Origin of the sequence: Confluentibacter flavum, assembly GCF_002843175.1 — a bacterium.
GTDB classification, from domain to species: domain Bacteria; phylum Bacteroidota; class Bacteroidia; order Flavobacteriales; family Flavobacteriaceae; genus Confluentibacter; species Confluentibacter flavum.
This window is the reverse complement of sequence record NZ_PJEO01000030.1, coordinates 13259-33970: the sequence shown is the minus strand read 5'-3', so window position 1 is coordinate 33970 and position 20712 is coordinate 13259. Positions and strand designations below refer to the sequence as shown.

General features: G+C 33.5%; 15 protein-coding genes. 7 read left to right on the top strand and 8 right to left on the bottom strand.

The features are described 5' to 3' along the window. Positions 1 to 8: 8 nt before the first annotated feature. The 5 genes from CSW08_RS09170 to CSW08_RS09150 all read right to left on the bottom strand — a co-directional run bounded on the left by CSW08_RS09170 (position 9) and on the right by CSW08_RS09150 (position 6911). Entirely contained in the window at positions 9 to 2417 is a 2409-nt protein-coding gene (locus tag CSW08_RS09170) for a PorP/SprF family type IX secretion system membrane protein (RefSeq protein WP_238987235.1), read from the bottom strand. Between the two features lie 22 nt (positions 2418 to 2439). Beyond that, on the bottom strand, positions 2440 to 3867 hold the full coding sequence (locus CSW08_RS09165; protein ID WP_106659592.1) for a T9SS type B sorting domain-containing protein: 1428 nt from the start codon (positions 3865 to 3867) through the stop codon (positions 2440 to 2442). A 179-nt stretch (positions 3868 to 4046) separates the two neighbouring features. After that, positions 4047 to 5381: a hypothetical protein gene (locus CSW08_RS09160; protein ID WP_106659591.1), complete on the bottom strand. Its 1335-nt coding sequence runs from the start codon at positions 5379 to 5381 to the stop codon at positions 4047 to 4049. 378 nt (positions 5382 to 5759) lie between these two features. Continuing rightward, positions 5760 to 6206, bottom strand: a complete 447-nt coding sequence (locus tag CSW08_RS09155) for a hypothetical protein (protein ID WP_106659590.1) — start codon at positions 6204 to 6206, stop codon at positions 5760 to 5762. Between the two features lie 171 nt (positions 6207 to 6377). Continuing rightward, positions 6378 to 6911: an RNA polymerase sigma factor gene (locus tag CSW08_RS09150; protein ID WP_106659589.1), complete on the bottom strand. Its 534-nt coding sequence runs from the start codon at positions 6909 to 6911 to the stop codon at positions 6378 to 6380. 117 nt (positions 6912 to 7028) lie between these two features. On the opposite strand from CSW08_RS09150, the gene CSW08_RS09145 reads away from it, so the two are divergent. From CSW08_RS09145 to CSW08_RS09125, 5 genes are all read left to right on the top strand, one after another. Beyond that, positions 7029 to 8177 (top strand): FecR family protein, encoded by a 1149-nt coding sequence (locus CSW08_RS09145; protein WP_106659588.1) that lies wholly within the window; start codon positions 7029 to 7031, stop codon positions 8175 to 8177. Between the two features lie 145 nt (positions 8178 to 8322). Then, on the top strand, positions 8323 to 11685 hold the full coding sequence (locus CSW08_RS09140; RefSeq protein ID WP_106659587.1) for a TonB-dependent receptor: 3363 nt from the start codon (positions 8323 to 8325) through the stop codon (positions 11683 to 11685). Between the two features lie 11 nt (positions 11686 to 11696). Next, entirely contained in the window at positions 11697 to 13175 is a 1479-nt protein-coding gene (locus CSW08_RS09135; protein WP_106659586.1) for a RagB/SusD family nutrient uptake outer membrane protein, read from the top strand. A 621-nt stretch (positions 13176 to 13796) separates the two neighbouring features. Further along, complete coding sequence (locus CSW08_RS09130) at positions 13797 to 15293, top strand: SulP family inorganic anion transporter (protein ID WP_106659585.1); 1497 nt, start codon at positions 13797 to 13799, stop codon at positions 15291 to 15293. A 23-nt stretch (positions 15294 to 15316) separates the two neighbouring features. Further along, a complete protein-coding gene (locus CSW08_RS09125) occupies positions 15317 to 15643 on the top strand; it encodes a TraR/DksA family transcriptional regulator (RefSeq protein ID WP_238987234.1) in 327 nt (108 codons plus the stop codon). A gap of 251 nt (positions 15644 to 15894) precedes the next feature. Here CSW08_RS09125 and CSW08_RS09120 read toward each other — a convergent pair whose 3' ends face one another. The 3 genes from CSW08_RS09120 to icd all read right to left on the bottom strand — a co-directional run bounded on the left by CSW08_RS09120 (position 15895) and on the right by icd (position 19351). Next, positions 15895 to 17544 carry a SulP family inorganic anion transporter gene (locus tag CSW08_RS09120; RefSeq protein WP_106659583.1) on the bottom strand — a complete coding sequence of 550 codons (1650 nt, stop codon included), beginning with the start codon at positions 17542 to 17544 and terminating at the stop codon, positions 15895 to 15897. A 45-nt stretch (positions 17545 to 17589) separates the two neighbouring features. Next, the gene (locus CSW08_RS09115) at positions 17590 to 17976 is read right to left on the bottom strand and encodes a DUF983 domain-containing protein (RefSeq protein WP_106659582.1); all 387 of its coding nucleotides are present in this window, start codon (positions 17974 to 17976) and stop codon (positions 17590 to 17592) included. Positions 17977 to 18130: 154 nt separating this feature from the next. Continuing rightward, a complete protein-coding gene (gene icd / locus CSW08_RS09110; protein ID WP_106659581.1) occupies positions 18131 to 19351 on the bottom strand; it encodes an NADP-dependent isocitrate dehydrogenase in 1221 nt (406 codons plus the stop codon). 100 nt (positions 19352 to 19451) lie between these two features. Here icd and CSW08_RS09105 point away from each other — a divergent pair, with 100 nt between their 5' ends. Together CSW08_RS09105 and CSW08_RS09100 are read left to right on the top strand one after the other, a co-directional pair. Beyond that, the gene (locus tag CSW08_RS09105; protein ID WP_106659580.1) at positions 19452 to 20144 is read left to right on the top strand and encodes a Crp/Fnr family transcriptional regulator; all 693 of its coding nucleotides are present in this window, start codon (positions 19452 to 19454) and stop codon (positions 20142 to 20144) included. Between the two features lie 356 nt (positions 20145 to 20500). Next, positions 20501 to 20710, top strand: coding sequence for a type II toxin-antitoxin system Y4mF family antitoxin (locus CSW08_RS09100; protein WP_106659579.1), 210 nt, complete (start codon positions 20501 to 20503; stop codon positions 20708 to 20710). The last annotated feature ends 2 nt before the right edge of the window (positions 20711 to 20712 follow it).

Here is a 20712-nt window from a genome sequence, read left to right as displayed (position 1 = left end):
TTCATATTCTAATTCTCTATTTTAATCATAGACATTTTACTATTATATGGTTCATTGTAGGTTGTTTTTAAGGCATTGTTTGCTGCTTCTATTGTTTCAAATTTTTGATAATAAATAAAATATTTACTGGTATTAACATCATAAAAGAAATCAACATTGCTTTGTCCAGATGCCACTACTTTAGTTAAAAAGTCATCGCGTTTTGCTACATCACTATGTACAGCAAGTACAGCATAATAGCCACTTTCTACATTACTAACTCCTTTTAATATTTGTATGTTATCACTTTGTTCTTCTCCAAAATCAAAATCTTTTTCTTCAATTGGAATGGTACTTAAAGGTGTGTTTTGTTTTATTGTATTTAATATTGCTCTATCTTTTAAATATCTATCTTCTTCACTATCATAAGCAGCACGTTTTATACGTCGTTTACGCTCAATTTCGGTTGCTATTTTAATACTTTCCAATTCTGATACTAAAGTTTCTTTAGAACGTTTCGCTTTCGCTTGTGCTTCTTTTAATATTAAAATTTCATTTAGATAAATCATGTTTATTGGATCCTCTACACTAGGAACATTTTTAAGTCTTTCATTATAAAGATTTTCTAATTCTTTAATTTTTATATCTTGGGCTTTTATAACATCATCAATCTGAACTTGTAAAGATTCCAAAGCTGCATTTTCAGCTGATACGCTTTTAAAAGGTTTAGGTTCTGTATAAATACCTTGTTCACTTAAATCGTTTTCTTGTTTTAAATCTTGAAGATCTTTTTCTCTACTAGCTACCGTTTCGTTCAATTTGATTATTAATTCGTCTTGTTCTACTTTAGAATCTGAAACTAATTTTGTTAAATTCTGCATAGCTATACCTGTGGCATCAGTTGGTACTGAGATTAAAACAGCATCTAATTCTTCTTGTTTTATTCTAGCTTCTTCATCTGCTTTAGCTTGGGCCTCTTGTGCTAATTTAATTCTAGCTGCTTCTTCGGCTTTTGCTTGTGTTTCTTGTGCTAACTTAACTCTGGCTTCTTCATCTGCTTTAGCTTGGGCCTCTTGAGCTAATTTAATTCTAGCTTCTTCTTCGGTTTTGGCTTGTGTTTCTTGTGCTAACTTAACTCTGGCTTCTTCATCTGCTTTAGCTTGGGCTTCCTGTGCTAACTTAACTCTTGCTGCTTCGGATGCTTTAGCTTGTGATTCTTGAGCTAGTTTAATTCTAGCCTCTTCTTCTGCTTTAGCTTGAGCTTGTTCCTGTTCTAACTTGATTCTGGCTTCTTCATCCGCTTTGGCCTGAACTTGTTGTTCTTGCTCTAATTTAATTCTAGCCTCTTCATCTGCTTTGGCTTGAGATTGTTCTTGTTCTAACTTGATTCTGGCCTCTTCATCTGCTTTGGCTTGAGCTTCAGCAACGGTGTCAACAGTTGTATTTCTAACCGTTCTGGTTGTTGGTGTTCTTTTTACCGCAACTGTTCTTGATTTTTTTACTGGCGTAATTAATGCGTCTTCATCATCATCTCCACTGTAATTATATTTATATCGGTTTTTGAATTTATATGCTAAAGTGATTTCATGGGAACTACCAAACGTTGATAAATCACCCATAGCCTTTTCATAATTATACTCCAAAGCAATTTGGGAACTGATATTAAAACCAACACCCCCAGACAATCCATATAAGGTGTTGTAACCTGCTTGTGCCCAAAAGCCTTTCGGAACTGTGAACATAGCTATGCCTGAAATAACTGTTTGATCTTTTTTGAATTCTGACCTCAATAAACCAGAAAATTTAGTTTCATCGAAAAAACCACGACTGTTTACATACCCTGTGTACATAACATGCGCTTGAACACTTTGTTCTGGATTATCCTCTATGAGTCTTGAGGTGGTAAAATTGTATGATGCCAAATTGTTTAGCGACACGCCTAAATCGAAAAATGCCGTGCCGTAATTAATACCCGGATTTACCGTAATCACTGTATTGAAAGGTATATTCTGTAATGATGGATCTGGAAAATTTGTTACAACGTTTCCTTCATTGATGCCACTTTTATAAGCACCTAAATTCATACCAAAAGTTAGATTACTATCCCTATCAAGAACAACGTTGTAAGCATAATTAAATACGCCTCCAAATGTGGTTAACACGCCGTAATTTTGCTGAAACAATCCAACGCCCACGCCAGAATTTTCATTTAATCTTCCAGAATAACTAAATAAATAGGTTTGTGGTGCATTATCAAATTGCATCCATTCTCTTTTATTGGTAAAGGTTATATATTTATTTTGTTCCCTTACAAAACTAAATGTAGGGTTAATAACGTATTTATTAAACTTTAATGAATTTCTAAAAGGCAAAGCTAACGCAACAACACCGTCTTCTTGAGAATTGGATTGTTGCACTATGGATAAAAATAAAATCATATATATTACATATTTTACCATGTTACTTCACTACTGTTATTGAGCCTTTTTTTGTTTGGTTATTTTGTGTTGTTATTATATAGTAATAAACAGGATTAATATCTTTAAAATCTATTTGGTTTTCTGGCCAGTTGTTTTGATAATCCGTTGTTTTTAAAACCATTTTACCTTGAGAGCTTAATATGATGACTTCTGTATTTGTTCCTGCTACGTATTGTTGAGGAATGACCCAGGTATCATTGATGCCATCTCCATTCGGACTAATTAAATTGGGAATATTCGTCACATTTGGAAATGCTTCAGTTACTGCAAAAAGAAATTCATTAGAGGATATACATCCACTCGTTTGATTTATTACAACCTTATAATTGCCTGTTTGAGTGACTTCATAACTACTACCCGTTGCACTTGGAATGATAACATCATTCAAATACCATTCAAATTCAGGATTTGTGGCATCTGTAGTTATATTAGCCATTAAAGTATCTCCTTCATTTAACACATTCGTATCAGAAACATCAATACTACTTGTAAAACCATTGTTTTCAAGATCTATAGTTGCATTTGTAACACAGTTGCCTAAATCTATGGTAACCGAATACGTGCCAGCCTCGTTGGTTATGTATGTTTGATTGGTTGCTCCCGAAATCGCCGTACCATCTTTAAACCATTGATGACTATCGCCATTTATAGTACTTAATGTTGTAGAACCTTCGCCTGAACAATAAGGGTTTCCCAAGCTAGAATTAATTGAAGACATGGCTCCCGAAGACGCTTGACTGATAGTAACCCTATTTGAAAATGAGTTTGATGTACAAGAACCATAATTTGTTTCAACAAAATAAGTCCCTGCTTCGGTAACAGCCAAAGTGTTGCCTGATGCTACAAAAACAGATGTTGTTGGGCTTGTTTCTCTATACCAATTGAATGTAAGTGATGGATATTGCAATGGCGAATCATTTGACCCAGTTCCAGGATTATCTATGGTTAACAGATAACTTCCACCTAAGCAATATGCTCCTGTTTCAATTAAATTATTAATGGTGAATGGGGTATCTTGAATTTTGTAATATGCAGCAAACTCGCTAGATGTAGGACTGGTAGCCACAGGTGCTGTACTTTTAATTCTAACTTTATAGGCCTCTCCAGCAGTTGTGGTAGGTAAAGAAAAACTTAAAGCTGCTGGTGATACTGTAACTGCACCTTGTGGCGATGTAAAAACGGTTGTAGCATTTGTAAAACTGCCCGAAGCATCTGAAAGTTCTACGATAAACTGATTTGTTGCCGACAATCCCGCCTCTGGTGAAAAAGAAAATGTTACGTTATAAGTATTAAAAGTAGGACTTGCACAAGCTTGGGTAAAACCCAAATTAGGTTTGGCTATAACTATTTGGGCATTAATAGTTTTAGTGAAAGAAAAAATTAAAACAATAATAGTAAAATTCCTCATTCCATATTTTTTTCTTTATTAAATAAACCTTTACAAACAATTTTTATTCTAACACATTTAGCTAGCCTGTTTTAACAATCATTATTAGCTTTATCAAAAAATGCTGCATTTAAGTTTATAGGGAAACAAACTAGAAAACATGGAAGCTAAAATTTTATTTGGTTAATTTTTACTTAATATTATTCGTTAATCCCCAAATCTTCTGAAGCAAAATGATCTTTAGAAGCAATTATTTTATTAATCCTTAACCTAAAGTCAGGTCTTTTATCATTCTTTAAATCAATAAAGGTTTCGGTATTATTACTTTTAGCATACACATTAAAAAAAGCACTATTTCCATACCAGTTTTCTAAGTCTTCATTATTGGAATTGTTTTCAACAAAAATATTGCCATTGCAATTGTTGAAATACATATTAGAAAACTTAATTTTTTCTAAATTTTCTTGATTTATGTAAATAGTATCTTCAAACAATACAGCTGGATTAAACCCAGATATAACACTTGTACTCATGCTAAGTGATGAATTCTGACCAACATATACAGCCTCTTTTACTAATCCTTTTTCTATATCCGCTTTTATATTATCGCTATCTGTAACCAATGTTATGTTTTCTGCAACTACCAAAGTGCCATTTTTACTAAAATCTACTTCTTCTTTTTTGTTATATGAAGAAATCTGTAAACACCTAACAGCATAGCTACTAGATACATAAGGAGATCTTACCGCTAGCGAATTATTTAATTTTGAATTTGCTCCATAATTGAATTTAAAATCGTTTCCACTAGATCTATAAGAAACTAATTTATTTAAATCAACTTGTCCTCCATGTATTTCAAAAGAATTTCCTGCCGAATAACTTACCATAATATTTTCAATAACCGTATTACTACCTATGCAAGCCAACAACAAACCATTAAAATAGTCATTGTTGCTTATTCTTTTACCGGCGAATTCTATTCTAACATATTTTAATATCCCAGAATTACTTTCTGGATCTGAACCTCCAAAATTTGTATTGGCATATGCCGATGGCGTCAGATTTGCATGATATGATGCTACAGAGCTATTGCCAAATTTGTTAGTAGGCGCATCGCCAAGTACGATTAAACCACCCCAATCTCCTGCTCTTTTAACACTCCTATTTGATGTAAAAATAATGGGATCTGTTTCTAAACCTTCTGCAATTATTTTAGCCCCTTTAGAAATTGTGAGAGAAGCCTTTGAATCAAAATCTCCTATAATTACAGTTCCAGGCTCTATTGTTAGTGTTGCTCCATTTGTTACAAAAACACTTCCCAAAAGCAAATAGGTGTCTCTTTTAACCAGTTTTGTATCTTTATCTATATTGCCAGCTAATATTTGTGTAGGCTCATCATAATTATTTTGGTTTGGTTTAAATTCTGTCCAATTGTACAACCAATTATTGGCACCTATAATACCTTTTTCTTGTTGCCCAAAAACATTTCCAATACAAAAAAGAAATATCAACAACACCTGAGTAATGTTTTTCATAATTAAATAATTTTCGGTTAAAAACTAAACAAGGTTTTTCAACGAATTAACGCTCAAAAATAAAAAAAAATCCTATGAAATACCAAATATTTCGCCGAAATACATAAAATAAATGAATTTACTTTCAAAATAATTCGATGAACAGCACTAAAATGGCAATAAAAGAATCGATTTTCTTTAAAACCAACGTTTTAAGGTTTTTATATAGCTAATGGCTGATGGAGTAAAATATACACTATAAATGAAAATTCTGTTTAATTTAATAATTAAAATTCCTTGAAAACACCAATAGTTCCTAGCATTATTGCAAAAAAAAACCTTGGGTTAACTCAAGGTTTTAAAATAATTTGACGCTTGTCCAACAAGGATATCTAGTTCTTAATGAAACTCGCTATATTCGTGCAATGATTTTAATATTTCTTCATAAAATAAAATAGCAGAAATCAACTTACTTGTATCAGAATAGGGTAATATTTTACCTTGAAATCCTCTATTGGATTCTAGAAAATCTTTAGTCGCTTCAACCTTGCTATCTAATATCTTTCTATTATCATTATCGTTTGGAATACCTAATGAAGACATGGTAATTCCTGGCTTGGTTGCAAATGCTATATAAGGTAACGTTTCTATTAAAGCCTCTGTACGCTCTGTATAAAGTGTTAATAAATCCCCTTTTTGCAAGCGCTCCAATTCTTCCTTATTATAGTACTTTTTAATTGATATCTTATCACTAATTATGCTTTTAGGTTCATCTTTTTTTTGAGCAAAACCAATGTTTGCCACTAGAAATAGACTAAAACTTACTAAAATAATTTTTGTCTTCATGTTTAAGATTTAAGGGTTTAATTTAGCAAATCTATGTAATTAATCGTTAAAAATAATCATTTTGTCGAATTTTTTTTAATACAAAGTAAATCAATTAATTTAAATCCTTTGATTTTATAAACAAAAAATGAATCCAATTTTCTTTAAAGATTATCAATTACAGGAATTTTATTAACTCAACTTACTTTTAAGAATACCAAATGCCTTGGTTATTTGAGCTTCTACTGTTTTGATAGATATATTTAAATATTCTGCTATTTCATAATTTGTAAGGCCTTCTTTCTTGCTCAGAAGAAAAATTGCCTGGCATTTAGGTGGTAGTTTTTTTATTTCCCTATTTAGCATTTCTATTAACTTGTCAATTTCATTTTCCTCATAACCACTAACTACTTCTTGTACAGAGTGTATATATTGTTGGTGCAAAAGCATGGTCTTTTTATTTTTTTGATAGGTGTTAACAAACTCATAATACACGCACTTATACAAGAAACCTTGAATAGAAAAATCTGGATTCAATTTTTTTCTTGACTTCCAAGTTTTTAAAAATACATTTTGAACAATATCCTGTGCCAAAGCTTGATCGTGCACCAAAGTAAGTGCATAGGCATTCAGCTGCCTGTGAAATTTGTTTAAGAGAAATATATAGGCTTTTTCCTCCCCCGCTATAAGGTTTTCTGTTAAAATTCTATTATTACTAAAATTCATAACAAAATTATCATTTTCGTAAATTAAACAAAATTTTATGAGAATGTAAAAAAAAAATTAAATAAAAGTTAGGGTATTGTAAATCCGAACTGTAATATATTAAAAAAGTAATTGAAAATGATCCCAAAAGAAGTCGAAAATTGTATTATAAAATATTTCTGCCAATCGGCAGCTATAGAAGACTTAGATTTACTGAACGACTGGATTTCAATAAAAGAAAACCAAAATATTTTTAAAGAATTTGTTAAAACCAATTTTGCAATCAATTTAGTCATGAACGATCCCAATCTAGAAAATATTAAGAAACAGCTAATAAAAGAGATTAGAAAAGAAAAGAATCCGTTGTATAGAAATAGATTATCCATTGTTAAATATGCTGCTGTGGCTATATTTTTTTTAAGCATAGGGTTTATGTTGCAAATTAGTTTTAAAAAAACGTCCTCTAGCCAAAAAATCACACCTAAAACCGACGTTATAACGCTTGATCTAGGAAACGGAAATATTGAGGTAATTGATGAAAACGGAGATTCTGAAGTTTTAAACTCAAATGGTGAGGTAGTTGGTAAAAAATCGGGAGATCAACTTATTTACAACCAAGATAATCATGAAACAAAATTAACTTACAATACACTTCATATTCCCAACGGAAAACAATTCAATATTGTACTATCAGATGGATCTAAAGTTCACTTAAACTCTGGCAGTTCTCTAACCTTCCCTGTAAAGTTTTTAAAAGATTCCACCAGATGGGTGTCGTTAACAGGGGAAGCTTATTTTGACGTGACACATAATAAAAATCAACCATTTGTAGTAAACTCGCAAGAGCTTGATATTCAAGTTTACGGAACAACATTTAATGTTTCCAATTATCCAGAAGACACCGATACAGATGTTGTTCTAGTTGAAGGTTCTGTAAGCCTAACAAACTCTGTTCAAAAAGATGAGTTTTTTTTAACCCCCGGATTTAAAGGCTCTTTCAACAAAAACAATAAAAATATAATTGACTCAAAGGTCAATACAAGCCTCTATACATCTTGGATGAATGGTAATCTCGTATTCAGAAATACCACTTTTGATAATATTACCCAAAAGTTAGAAAGAGCATACAATGTTATCATCATCAATAATAATAAAAATTTAGCTAAGGAAACCTTTAATGCTACCATAGAAACGAAACGTGAAACTATAGAACAAGTGCTAAATTATTTTAACAAGGTATATCAAATAGAATATATAATCGTAGAAAATAAAATAGTCATTAACTAAAAATCAATTGCCAATGAATAAAAAATAAAATTAAATAAAAGGAAGAATCACTTTATAATAAAAAAAATCGGAAAATGCTGCTACATTTTCCGAGTTGAAAGGTGATTATTACAAGTGAATAACCAACTAATAAACATTCAAAATTATGAAAAAAAAACAGAAATCAAGGGTTTTTCTCCCTTGGCGTTTAAACTATGCACTAAAAATGAGAATATCCCTACTTTTGTTTATGACACTAAGCTTTGCTATGCAAGCAAATTCAAGTTATGCACAAAAAACTAAAATCTCAATAGACAAAACTGAGGCTACGCTTAAGGAAATTATTGACGATATAGAGTTAAGTACCGAATTCAAGTTTTTATTTACAACCAAAACAGTCAATTTGAACAAAAAAGTTTCTATTAGGGTAAAAAAGGCTTCAATACAAAACGTTATAGAAACTCTTTTTGATACTTTAAAAATTTCTTATGAAATAGATGACCGTAAAATTTTGTTAAAAGGCAAGGAAATTGATAATAATTTGCTGGTCAATTCTTTACAAACACAAGAAATAGAAGCAGAACCCCAAATAATAGTTAGTGGAAAGATTACCGATGCTAACGACCAACCCTTACTAGGTGCCAATATCATTGAAAAGGGAACAAGAAATGGTACTACAGCCGATTTTGATGGTAATTTTTCCATTAATGTTGAAGACGGTAATGCTGTTTTAGTAATATCCTACATTGGTTATATTTCAAAAGAAGTCCCTTTAAACGGACGAACTACAATGAATATTATACTAGAAGAAGACACCTCTGGCTTAGATGAAGTTGTTATAGTGGGTTACGGTGTACAGTCTAAAAAAGATTTAACTGGTGCCATATCCATTGTAAAAACAGAAGACTATAAAGACCAACCTGTTACGCGTGTGGATCAAATCCTACAAGGAAGAACCCCTGGGGTTAACGTAACAAATTCTTCGGGAGCACCAGGTGGAACAGTATCTATCAGAATACGTGGGGCTAATTCAATCAACGGCAGTAATGAGCCTTTATATGTTATTGATGGCTTTGTTGGAGCCGATTTTCGAGATGTTAATCCAGCCGATATTGAATCTATGCAAGTTTTGAAAGATGCCTCTTCTACTGCAATTTACGGTAGTAGAGGATCCAACGGTGTTGTTTTAATAACAACTAAATCTGGACGAACAGGCAAACCAAGAATATCTTTTACAGTAAGGGGGTCAATATCCAACACTATAAATGAATGGGATTTAATGGATGCCGCCACATTTGCGGAAGTTGTAAACCAAAGAGCTGCAAATTTTAGCCAATCCGCTAGATTTACCCAAAGCGAAATAGACCAATTCAGAATTAATGGCGGAACGGATTGGCAAGACGAGTTATTTAGAACCGGCTACGGTCAAGAATACCAATTGGACTATTCTGGTGGATCGGATAATGTCTCCTATTTTGTTTCTGGTAATTATTTAAACCAAACTGGGATTGTAGTAAACTCAGACTTTACAAGGTTTGGTTTACGTACGAATATTAAAGCCGATTTAACAGATAAACTTACGGCTGACATTAAAATGAACTTTAATAGAAGGGAAACCAATAATGTAAATGGGAGTGGTAATACCAGTGGTGCACTTGCAGGACCACTAACATGGGCTCCCACCACACCCGCAAGAGATGAAAACGGTCAATTCACCATATTAGATCCCATCTCTTCTATTAAGGCAAATCCACTAGAATCTGCATATAATGATAATATCCAAGAAGTAAACACACTAACCACTAATGGATCTCTTAACTATGAGTTTTTTGAAGGACTTACCTTAAACGTTGGCTATGGTTTGAGTTACTCAAATACACAAAACAAAAACTTCTCCCTTCAACTTCAAAACAATACTCCGTCGGCATCACGTGGTTCAATAGAAAACTTGTTCTTACAAAACACCAATAACCTAACTTATAAAAAAACATTTAATGATGTACATAACCTAACGGTGACTGGAGTATTTGAAAATCAAACAAGAAAAGTTGACGGTTTTAGCACCGATGCTACTAATTTGCTTTATCCTATTTTTAGATATGATAATTTAACATTAGTAGAAGCCACTACTTCATCCGCTATAAAAAGAAAGGAAACCTTACTTTCTTACATTGGAAGGATTAATTACGAGTTTATGGATAAATATTTATTAACAGCATCAGTCAGATCTGATGGCTCTTCAAAATTCAGAGGTAATAATAGATATAGTACCTTCCCTTCAATTGCTTTAGGATGGAGAGTTACTGAAGAAAATTTTATGCAAAACAGTTTTTTTGATGAACTTAAATTACGTGCTAGCTGGGGTAAAACAGGGAGTCAAGCCATAGGTCCTTTTGGAACAGTTACAACACTAGCGACTGATAATAATAGTGCAGCTGCTTCGTTTGACGGCAACACCCTATTGCCTGGTATCGTATTGGGTAATCCTGGAAATTCAGACCTTAAATGGGAAACAACTGACCAAATCAATTTTGGTGTTGACATGCAGTTTTTTAATAATAGAATGGGAATAAGCCTAGATTATTATGAGAAATCCACTAAAGACTTGTTACTTAACAATCCGCTACCCTTATATGTAGGCGGTGGCATTATCACAAAAAACGTAGGGCAAGTAGATAATAATGGTTTCGAAATAGGTATTAATGCTGCTATTATTGACAATGCCAATTTTAAATGGGATGCTACCTTCAATGCTACTTTCTTAAACAATGAAATAGCAAATCTTGGTGATTTAGATGAAATTTTCCTTTCCGGTAACGTGGGTGCAGGATTAACAAACCTTCCTGAAAATATTCTTACGCCGGGCCGTTCGTTATCATCTTATTGGGGGCTTAATTATTTAGGGACTTGGAAAACCAACCAAGCTGCTGAAGCGGCTCAATATGGTAATGTGCCCGGCGATTCAAGATATGCAGATTTAAATGGTGATTTTGCAATCAATGGAGATGATTATATGATTATTGGCCAAGGGATGCCTACAGCAACTTATGGCTTGAACAATATCATATCTTACAAAAACTTTACCGTCAATATCTTCTTTAATGCCATGACAGGCTATGATAAATGGAATTTGGCCTATGCGACAGGTATTATGCCCAATGTAGATGCTCGTGAAGCCGTTCATGTTGACATTTTGGATCGCTGGGTAGCTGGCACCAATGAAGATAGTAATATTCCGCATTTTAGTCCAACGAGTTTAGAAGAAATACAATCTTCTAGGTTTATAGAAAGTGGCAACTTTGTTAGACTGAAAAACTTAAGTGTTGCCTACAATATTCCTAAAGAAAAACTCGGTGGTCTCGGTATGCAAGTTTTGGTTAGTGGAACTAATTTAATAACCTGGACTAATTATAAAGGACTAGACCCTGAATCCTTTTCAAACAATGGTCTTGGTGATTCCAGTGGTGGTGACGGTGGCTCATATCCAAACTCAACAACTTGGACTATTGGTATAAATCTTAACTTTTAAAATAAAATAATATGAAAAATATAATTCAAACAAAACTAACACTTTTAGTATGCTTAGTTTTTACAATATTTTCCTGTAGTGAATTTTTAGAGGAAGACTTATCCGCACAATTAACACCAGACGGTGATGCCTTAGCAAATGAAAGTGGCTTGACAGCTGCATTGGTTGGTACTTACTCCCCATTAACACAAACGTGGAATAGTGGCCTTGAAACCGCTGCAACACAAGCTATTTTAATGGGTGGTGATGATTTAACAACTCACAAAGCCAGTAATAAAGCTGATTTTAGGGAGTTTGATCAATTCAATGTATCTCAGCAAAATGGGAGACTACCATTTATTTGGAGTGGTGCTTATAAATCTATTCAAGGATCAAATAATATTATTGCTAATTACCAAAACGCTACCGGTAATGAAGATGTTATTAATCAAATAGCTGGTGAAGCCTATTTTTTAAGAGCATATAATTATTTTTGGATCGTCCGTCTATGGGGTAAAGCACCTATACTTTTAAATTCACATGTATATGATCCAGAAAATTTAACAATGTCATCTAGCTCGACAGAGGACCTTTATGCACAAATCATCTCTGATTTGGAACTAGCAATAGGTTTAATGCAAAAAAAGAAACCAGCCCCTGGCAGAGCTGGGCAAGGTACCGCTAAAGCTATTTTGGCAGAAGTCTATTTACAAATGGCGGGATGGCCTTTGAAGGACAACTCAAAATATGCCATGGCTGCAAGTGTTGCTAAAGAATTGATTGATAACGAAGATGAATATGGTTTTGGACTCATGGATAACTTTATCGATTTATGGCCTTCGCCAACAATTAATAATGATGGCAATAAAGAAGAAGTTTTCGCATTAAATTTTACTGCTCTCATTACTCGTAATTCAAATGCTGCCTATGGTAATGCAGCCAGACCAGGTGATTTAGGTGGCTGGGATGATTACTTCTCGGAGATTGCATTTTTTAATAATTTTCCCGACCAACTGAGAAAAGATATAACTTTTCAAACCGAATTGCCAGATGGCACCCCTTGGGAGCAATTTAATACTGGAAGGCCGTATTTTGAAAAGCTGCAAGGAGACAGACTTACTTGGAGAAATGCACTATCTCTGCCCTTAGAGCGCATGGCAGAAGTTTATTTTAATTATGCCGAAGCGCAAGTAATGGCAACAGGAAATTCTTCGGATCCTGATGCACTTGAAGCTGTTAATAAAATTGTTAGAAGAGCTTATGGCCTCCCCTTAAACACTCCAGCACCCAGTGTAGATTATACGTCGTTAACGCAAGAACAAATTGTTCAAGAAAAAGCATGGGAATTTGCAGGAGAATATTGTAGGTGGTTTGATTTAACCAGGCTAGAAATGGTTGAGAGTGTAAATGCAAATAAACATCCTGACGATTTACAACCTTTAGGAGAAATTAAGTACTATATGCCTTTACCTGCAAGTGAAACTTTAGTGAATCCAGGTTTAAATAACTAGTATTATTAGTGTCTTTGAAAATTGAATGATTTTATCCTAAAATTATTTTACCTCAGAAAATTGTTCCATTGCTTTTTTCTAGGTTTTCAAAGCAGAGATGTGAAAACAAGTTGGATATTGGTAAACGAAATATAAAGCCAATATTCAGCTGTTTTCTCATTAATTAAATTAAAACTACTTCACTAATACTAAATATAATATATCTTTAAAAACAGGGATTTCTTCGTCGAGGTAGGATTAAATTCTAGCTAATAAATATTCTTTCCAAAAATTATAAAAACTCAAAAACAGAGGACTAACCATATTTGATTCTCATTTTTCAAATTATTATAGCAGATTCCAATCCTCCTAAGTTAATTATAATGACAAATTAATTTGAGTCCAATTCTTTGGTAACTTGTATAGTTTAAAATCCAATTAAATTTGTGAGGATTGTTAAATGATGTATATTTGTTGCTTCAAAAAATGAGCAACATTACATCTCCATACCAACTTCTATTGCCAGTGGTAACACCGCATTGAATCTTTTTTAGGCTCTAAAGTCTAACGCTCACTTATTTATAAACAATTATTCTTATTTTTAATAGACCATTTGGTCAGCAAAACTCATTTATCTATATCATGAAACCATATTTAAGATTATTTGATTTCTCACAAAAAGTTAATTTCAAAACTGAAGTCCTTTCGGGTTTAACTGTTGCTTTTGCCTTGGTGCCAGAGGCCGTTGCCTTTGCCCTTATAGCAGGCTTATCGCCATTGGTTGGCTTGTATGCTGCCTTTGTTATGGGCTTAGTCACCTCTATTTTTGGAGGGAGGCCTGGCATGATTTCAGGTGCCACTGGTGCTATTGCAGTTGTTATTATAGCTTTAGCCCAAAGCCATGGTGTGGAATATGTCTTTGCTACCGTCGTGCTTGCGGGTATTATACAATTACTTGCCGGTGTCTTAAAACTAGGGAAATTAATGCGTTTAGTACCATTGCCCGTGGTTTACGGGTTTGTTAATGGCCTGGCTATCATTATATTCATGTCCCAATTAGACCAGTTTAAAGATGCCTCAGGAAGCTGGTTAACAGGTAATGCATTGTTTATTGTTTTAGGACTGGTGTTACTTACCATGGTTATTATTTGGGGCTTGCCTAAACTTACCAAAGCAATTCCGGCATCATTGGTTGCTATATTAGTTGTTTTTGGAATTGTAGCTTTTTTAGGAATTGATACCAAAACCGTGGGCGATATTGCATCCATACAAGGTGGTTTCCCGCCATTTCATATCCCTCAAGTGCCCTTTACATTAGAAACCTTAACGCTTATTTTTCCATATGCTGCTATTGTGGCAGGTGTTGGTTTAATAGAAAGTTTATTAACCTTAGAACTGATAGATGAAATTACGGAAACAAGGGGGCGTACCAATAAAGAAGCCGCGGCTCAAGGCATTGCCAATATTACCTCAGGGTTCTTTTCAGGTATGGGTGGCTGTGCTATGTTGGGGCAAAGTTTAATTAATATTTCCAATGGTGCGCGTGCAAGACTGTCGGGTGTTGTGGCTTCTGTAGCCTTACTAGTTTTTATTATGTTTGGCGCAGGAATTATTGAACAAGTACCCATGGCAGCATTAACAGGACTAATGATCATGGTTGCTATTGGTACTTTTGAATGGATTAGTGTGAAAATTTTAAACAAATATCCTGTTTCTGATATCATTGTAATGAATATTGTAATTCTTGTTACGGTATTTATGCATAACCTTGCGCTTGCTGTTTTAATAGGTGTTATAGTATCTGCGCTAGTATATGCTTGGGGTAACGCCAAACGCATTCGTGCCAGAAAACGCGTTGACGAGAAAGGTGTAAAGCATTATGAAATTTATGGACCATTGTTTTTTGGATCTATTCAACTATTTAATGAAAAGTTTGATGTACAGAACGATCCCGAAGAAGTTGTAATTGATTTTAAAGAAAGTCGTATAGTAGATATGTCTGCCATTGAGGCGGTTAATAAGCTTACCGAACGTTACCACTCAGTTGGAAAAAAGTTATATGTTACTAATTTATCAAGTTCCAGTCATAAATTATTAATTAAAGCCGATAAAATGATTAACGTTAATGTAGTAGAATAGTTTTTTGTTTTAATTGAAACATTATGATGGACAAAGCAAAATTTATTGTAGCTGTAAAAGCTGAAATTGAAAAATTGGAACACACCATTATAATGTATAAAAACATGACCAATCCAATCGCGCCCGATAATGCTATCGGGCGTGTATCACGGATGGATGCCATTAATAATAAAAGTGTTATTGATGCTGCCTTACGAGAAGCCGAACAACGTTATAAAAAATTAGTATTGGTACTCGAAAAAGTAAATGATGCTGGTTTTGGAATATGTAGAAACTGTAAACAGCCTATTCCTGAAGGGCGATTAATGATTCGTCCTGAAAGTGTTTTATGTGTTCGTTGTGCTTTTTGATTTATGTGCCGTTTTCAAAAAAGTCGTTTTAAAGTAAGGTATTTATAATATTAGCTTGAGCAAATAGTAGCTACTTCCCTATGCTTTGATTAACTATCCTCACATTTATTGGATACAATAATTAATAAATATCAGTTATACCGATGAACAATCCATTTCTCTTTTAAAAAAAGTATATAAAAAGGACAGAAGATTATAAATTAGTTTTGCACTCTTTTATATTCTGGGATGGTTTATGAAATAGTGTAACACTACAAACTTTCTTTGGCCCGTTTTATGGCTGTTTGAATTTCTTCGACAACAAGATCACTTTCAATAAATAAAAACAACTCGTTTTTTTCAAAATCTTTCCTCAAGGATGTTTTAACACCTGAAATTATTACTTTAATTTTTCTAGACTTATAGGTTTTTATTATTTCTTTGATGCTCTGATAACCAGTCGCATCGATTAATGGCACATAGCGCATTCTAATAATAATAACCTTAGGTTGAAAATGAGTATTGGTAATGGTTTCCTGAAATTGTCTTGCCGCACCAAAAAATAGTGGTCCATTAATTTCATATAAAATAACGCCTTCAGGTATATCCAATTGTTCTTCATCAAAAAGATGCTCGGTATTTTCATTTTCAGATGAAAAATCCTGGATATTAACAGATTCACTCATTCGTTTCATAAAAATAAAGCTCGAAAGCACTATACCAATTTCTATGGCAATAACCAGGTCAAAAATAACAGTAAGAAAGAACGTAGTAAGCAAAATAATAATATCCATTCTATTCCCTTTTAAAATAGATCTAAATTGTTTCCATTCACTCATATGATAGGCGACCACCATTAAAATACCTGCAAGACAGGACATAGGTATTAATTTCGCATAGGGTGCAAATAAGAGCATTATAGTCAATAATACAATAGCGTGAACGATGCCGGCAATAGGTGTTCGCCCCCCATTTTTAACATTGGTCGCCGTTCTTGCAATAGCTCCTGTAGCCGGGATGCCACCAAAAAGAGACGACATTATGTTTGCTGCTCCTTGCGCTACTAATTCCATATTTGAACGGTGTTTTCCTCCAATCATGGAATCTGAAACTACAGCAGAAAGAAGTGACTCTATGCTACCCAATATAGCAATTGCAAATGCTGGTTGAATAAGGGCTTGAATGGTATCGAAACTTACATTGGGAATACTGGGCAAACCTATCTTGTTGGGAATATCACCAAAATTACTTTCAATAGTATCTACCGGAATTTCAAAAACTTGAACCACTATCGTTGCAAGTACAATGGCTATAATTGACCCTGGAATTTTCCTTATTATTTTTTGAAAGTAAAGGGTAATCAATACAGTTGCAAAGGCAATACCAATGGCAAACCAATTAATGTTGTGTAAATTATCAAAATATACTGACCATTTATCAATAAAATTAGCAGGAACTTTAGCTATATGGAGTCCAAAAAAATCATTAATTTGAGAGGAGAAAATAATGAGTGCAATGCCACTTGTAAAGCCCACAATGAGAGAATATGGGATGTATTTCAGTAAATTTCCAAGCCTCATCAATCCAAATCCAATGATGATAAACCCAGCCATAAACGTTGCGATGGTTAAGCCGTCTGTCCCGTATTGTTGAACAATACCATAAATAATTACAATGAAGGCTCCTGTTGGCCCTCCAATTTGAACCCGACTTCCACCAAAAGTCGAAATAATAATTCCTGCGATAATTGCCGTTAAGATGCCTTTTTCAGGAGACACACCAGAAGCAATAGCAAAAGCGATGGCCAATGGTAAAGCTACGATGCCCACGATTAATCCCGAGAGCATATCTTTTGTCAAAATTTCTCTAGATATTCCTTGTTTTAAAAGAGAAAACAATTTTGGTATAAATTCCTTGCGCATTGTTTTAGTGATTGTTAATTTTATAAAAAAGTGAATTTTAATCTTTTATTGAAAGTTACCATTTTTTGTATAATCAATTGTCATATTCAGTAAAATGGCTCTTGCGATGCGCATTAACGGGATTTGTAAAACGAAGGCAAGAATGATGATAACTGGGTAAAGATATTTGAAAAAGCTGTTCAGGTCATCAAGTGAAAATCCCAATAGGATCAACGGAATAAAAATTAATAGGACCACCGGATAGCTAATCCATAAAGCAGCTGTGTAAAATCCTGGTTCTAGCTTAAAATCTTGTTTACAGTGCGGACATTTATCGGGCATTTCTAAGATTCTTGAAAAAACAAATAATCCTGGATTACTGAACAAATTTCCAATGTGACAGCGCGGACATTTCAATTTTAAAACACTGTATAGCTTTGTTCCTTTTTTCATAAAGTTCTAATATTGAAATTTGGATGATACATATAGTATTTATGGTTTTAAAATTGTTCCCTTTCATCTTTTGTAAAAGCCAAGGATTTACTGATTCTTCCAGCATATAAAACTTCGAAATCTTTTTTATTAGAAATCATTTATAAAACTTAATTTACATATTATCAACTATAGCATTCCCAAATTCAGAACATTTAAGTAAGGTAGCACCTTCCATCAAACGTTCAAAATCATAGGTGACCGTTTTTTTGTGAATGGCTCCTTTCAATCCCTTGACAATAAGGTTTGCAGCTTCGTTCCATCCCATATATTCCAACATCATTACACCAGAAAGTATTTCGGAAGAAGGATTCACCTTATCTTGATCTTTATATTTGGGCGCCGTACCATGCGTGGCCTCAAATATGGAAACTCCCGTATTATAATTTATGTTTGCACCGGGCGCTATGCCAATTCCACCCACTATGGCAGCCAAAGCATCAGAAATATAATCACCATTTAAGTTAAGTGTTGCTATAACATCATATTGGTCCGGCCTTAAAATTATTTGTTGCAAAAATGCATCGGCGATGACATCTTTAATGATTAACTGAAAACCGTTTTTGGTAATAACTTGCCAAGGGCCTCCTTCATAATCTTTAGCGGCAAATTCATCTTTGGCCAGTTGATAGCCCCATTCCTTGAATTTCCCTTCTGTAAATTTCATGATATTGCCTTTATGCACAATGGTCACGGATTCTTTTTTATTATCAATGGCGTATTGAATAGCCGCCCTAACCAAGCGTTCTGTTCCTTCTTTTGAAACGGGTTTAATGCCAATGGATACGGTATCGGGAAAGCGGATTGCCGTAACCTTCATCTCATTTATTAGAAAGTTTTTTATTTTTTCAAGTTCAGGAGTGCCATGCAGCCATTCTATTCCGGCATAAATATCTTCTGTGTTTTCCCTAAAAATAATCATATCTACTTTTTCTGGAGCCTTAACAGGAGAAGGGACACCTTCATACCATTTAACTGGCCTTACACAGGCATATAAATCGAGTTGTTGCCGTAAAGCTACATTGAGGGAGCGCATCCCACCCCCTATCGGTGTTGTTAATGGACCTTTAATCGCCACTAGGTATTTTTCAATACTTTTAATAGTGTCTTCGGGCAACCATTCACCTGTTTTTTTAAATGACTTATCACCTGCATATACTTCTTTCCATTTAATTTCCCTATAATCACCGTATGCTTTGTTAACAGCGGTATCAATGACTAATTTTGTAGCTTTCCAAATATCGGACCCTACGCCATCACCCTCAATAAATGGAACAATAGGCTTATTGGGAACATGTAATTTTCCGTTAACAAAACTAATTTTGCTTTCATTCATAATATGTATTAAATTTAATTGAGTGCAAATATACGATAAATGTTATTTAAAAACTTAACAAATGTTATGTTTTATATGTTGTTTTTTATATATTTGACAGATGAAAAACTTTTATTCACAATTTGATTTTCAAAGCGAACTACTTTTTGAAGCATTAACTACTGATGAAAAAAATGCCGTATATGCTTCAATGGAGTCATTGACCATAAAAAAAGGAAGTCTTTTGTTTTATGAAGAAGGTGTTCCTACCGGTATCTTTCAGATTAAGAAAGGGAAAGTTAAAAAGTTTAAGCGCGGTTTTTCTGGAACCGAACAAATTTTTTATATCTACACACCGGGAGACGTATTTGGGTATCATGCATTATTTGGAGAAGAGCGTTATCAAGATTCTTGTGAGGCATTAGAGGATCTTGAAGTAAATTTTATAGCTAAAGATATTTTTTTTCAATTATTGCAAGTTATTCCAGCTTTACAACAAACATTTATAAAAAATATAGGTCATGAATTTGGAGTATTGGCTAATATTATAGCTGTACTTGCCCAAAAAAATCTAAATGCACGATTGGCAATTAATCTGCTCATTTTAGAAAATCGATTCGAAAAACATTCGAAAGCTGGTGGTATTGATTTAACACGAGAAGATTTAGCCAACATTATTGGCACTTCCGCAGAAAGTTTAGGAAGAAGCCTCAAACAATTTAAGGATGAAGGGATTATCGAAGTAGATAAAAGAGTTATCTATATAAAAAATAAGGAACAATTACTTCAATTATTAAGCAATAAAGAAAGTTAGTTATTTCGATGCAATATGTAACTTTCCTTTAAATACGGGGCATAACAGCCTTCCGGGTGTAAATAAGGTGTAATATTTTGTTTTCTTTTGATATTATTATAGTATATACTTACAAATTTTTTGCATAAGTGTATCTAATATCCGAAGTAACTCAAAAAAAAGCTACAAATCTATAGCTCTTTGTTTAATAAATTACCGCCTTAGCAGTAATGTAATGCATTTTTTGCCTTTTCACCAGTAAAAACCAATATCTCTTCTTTTATTTACTGCCATAACAGTAATAAAATATAATTTTACATAAAAAATGTTTCTATAAATATTTAAATTGCGTATTTTTACCGTTTAAACAGTATATAATGAATGATTTTGATTTAGGGGCATTGATTAAAGACCATCGAAAAAAAGCAGGACTTACCCAACTGGAGCTAGCCAATCTAGCAGGAGTTGGTAAAACAACTGTTTTTGATATTGAAAAGAATAAAGAAACGGTGCGATTAAATAATCTATTTGCAGTGCTTCAAGTACTCAATATTAAAGTAGAATTCAAAAGTCCATTAACTAAATAATT

Coding starts and splice junctions, on each gene's coding strand:
- CSW08_RS09170 (WP_238987235.1), bottom strand. CDS start 2,417: ATGATTTTATTTTTATCCATAGTGCAACAATCCAATTCTCAAGAAGAC.
- CSW08_RS09165 (WP_106659592.1), bottom strand. CDS start 3,867: ATGAGGAATTTTACTATTATTGTTTTAATTTTTTCTTTCACTAAAACT.
- CSW08_RS09160 (WP_106659591.1), bottom strand. CDS start 5,381: ATGAAAAACATTACTCAGGTGTTGTTGATATTTCTTTTTTGTATTGGA.
- CSW08_RS09155 (WP_106659590.1), bottom strand. CDS start 6,206: ATGAAGACAAAAATTATTTTAGTAAGTTTTAGTCTATTTCTAGTGGCA.
- CSW08_RS09150 (WP_106659589.1), bottom strand. CDS start 6,911: ATGAATTTTAGTAATAATAGAATTTTAACAGAAAACCTTATAGCGGGG.
- CSW08_RS09145 (WP_106659588.1), top strand. CDS start 7,029: ATGATCCCAAAAGAAGTCGAAAATTGTATTATAAAATATTTCTGCCAA.
- CSW08_RS09140 (WP_106659587.1), top strand. CDS start 8,323: ATGAAAAAAAAACAGAAATCAAGGGTTTTTCTCCCTTGGCGTTTAAAC.
- CSW08_RS09135 (WP_106659586.1), top strand. CDS start 11,697: ATGAAAAATATAATTCAAACAAAACTAACACTTTTAGTATGCTTAGTT.
- CSW08_RS09130 (WP_106659585.1), top strand. CDS start 13,797: ATGAAACCATATTTAAGATTATTTGATTTCTCACAAAAAGTTAATTTC.
- CSW08_RS09125 (WP_238987234.1), top strand. CDS start 15,317: ATGATGGACAAAGCAAAATTTATTGTAGCTGTAAAAGCTGAAATTGAA.
- CSW08_RS09120 (WP_106659583.1), bottom strand. CDS start 17,544: ATGCGCAAGGAATTTATACCAAAATTGTTTTCTCTTTTAAAACAAGGA.
- CSW08_RS09115 (WP_106659582.1), bottom strand. CDS start 17,976: ATGAAAAAAGGAACAAAGCTATACAGTGTTTTAAAATTGAAATGTCCG.
- icd (WP_106659581.1), bottom strand. CDS start 19,351: ATGAATGAAAGCAAAATTAGTTTTGTTAACGGAAAATTACATGTTCCC.
- CSW08_RS09105 (WP_106659580.1), top strand. CDS start 19,452: ATGAAAAACTTTTATTCACAATTTGATTTTCAAAGCGAACTACTTTTT.
- CSW08_RS09100 (WP_106659579.1), top strand. CDS start 20,501: ATGAATGATTTTGATTTAGGGGCATTGATTAAAGACCATCGAAAAAAA.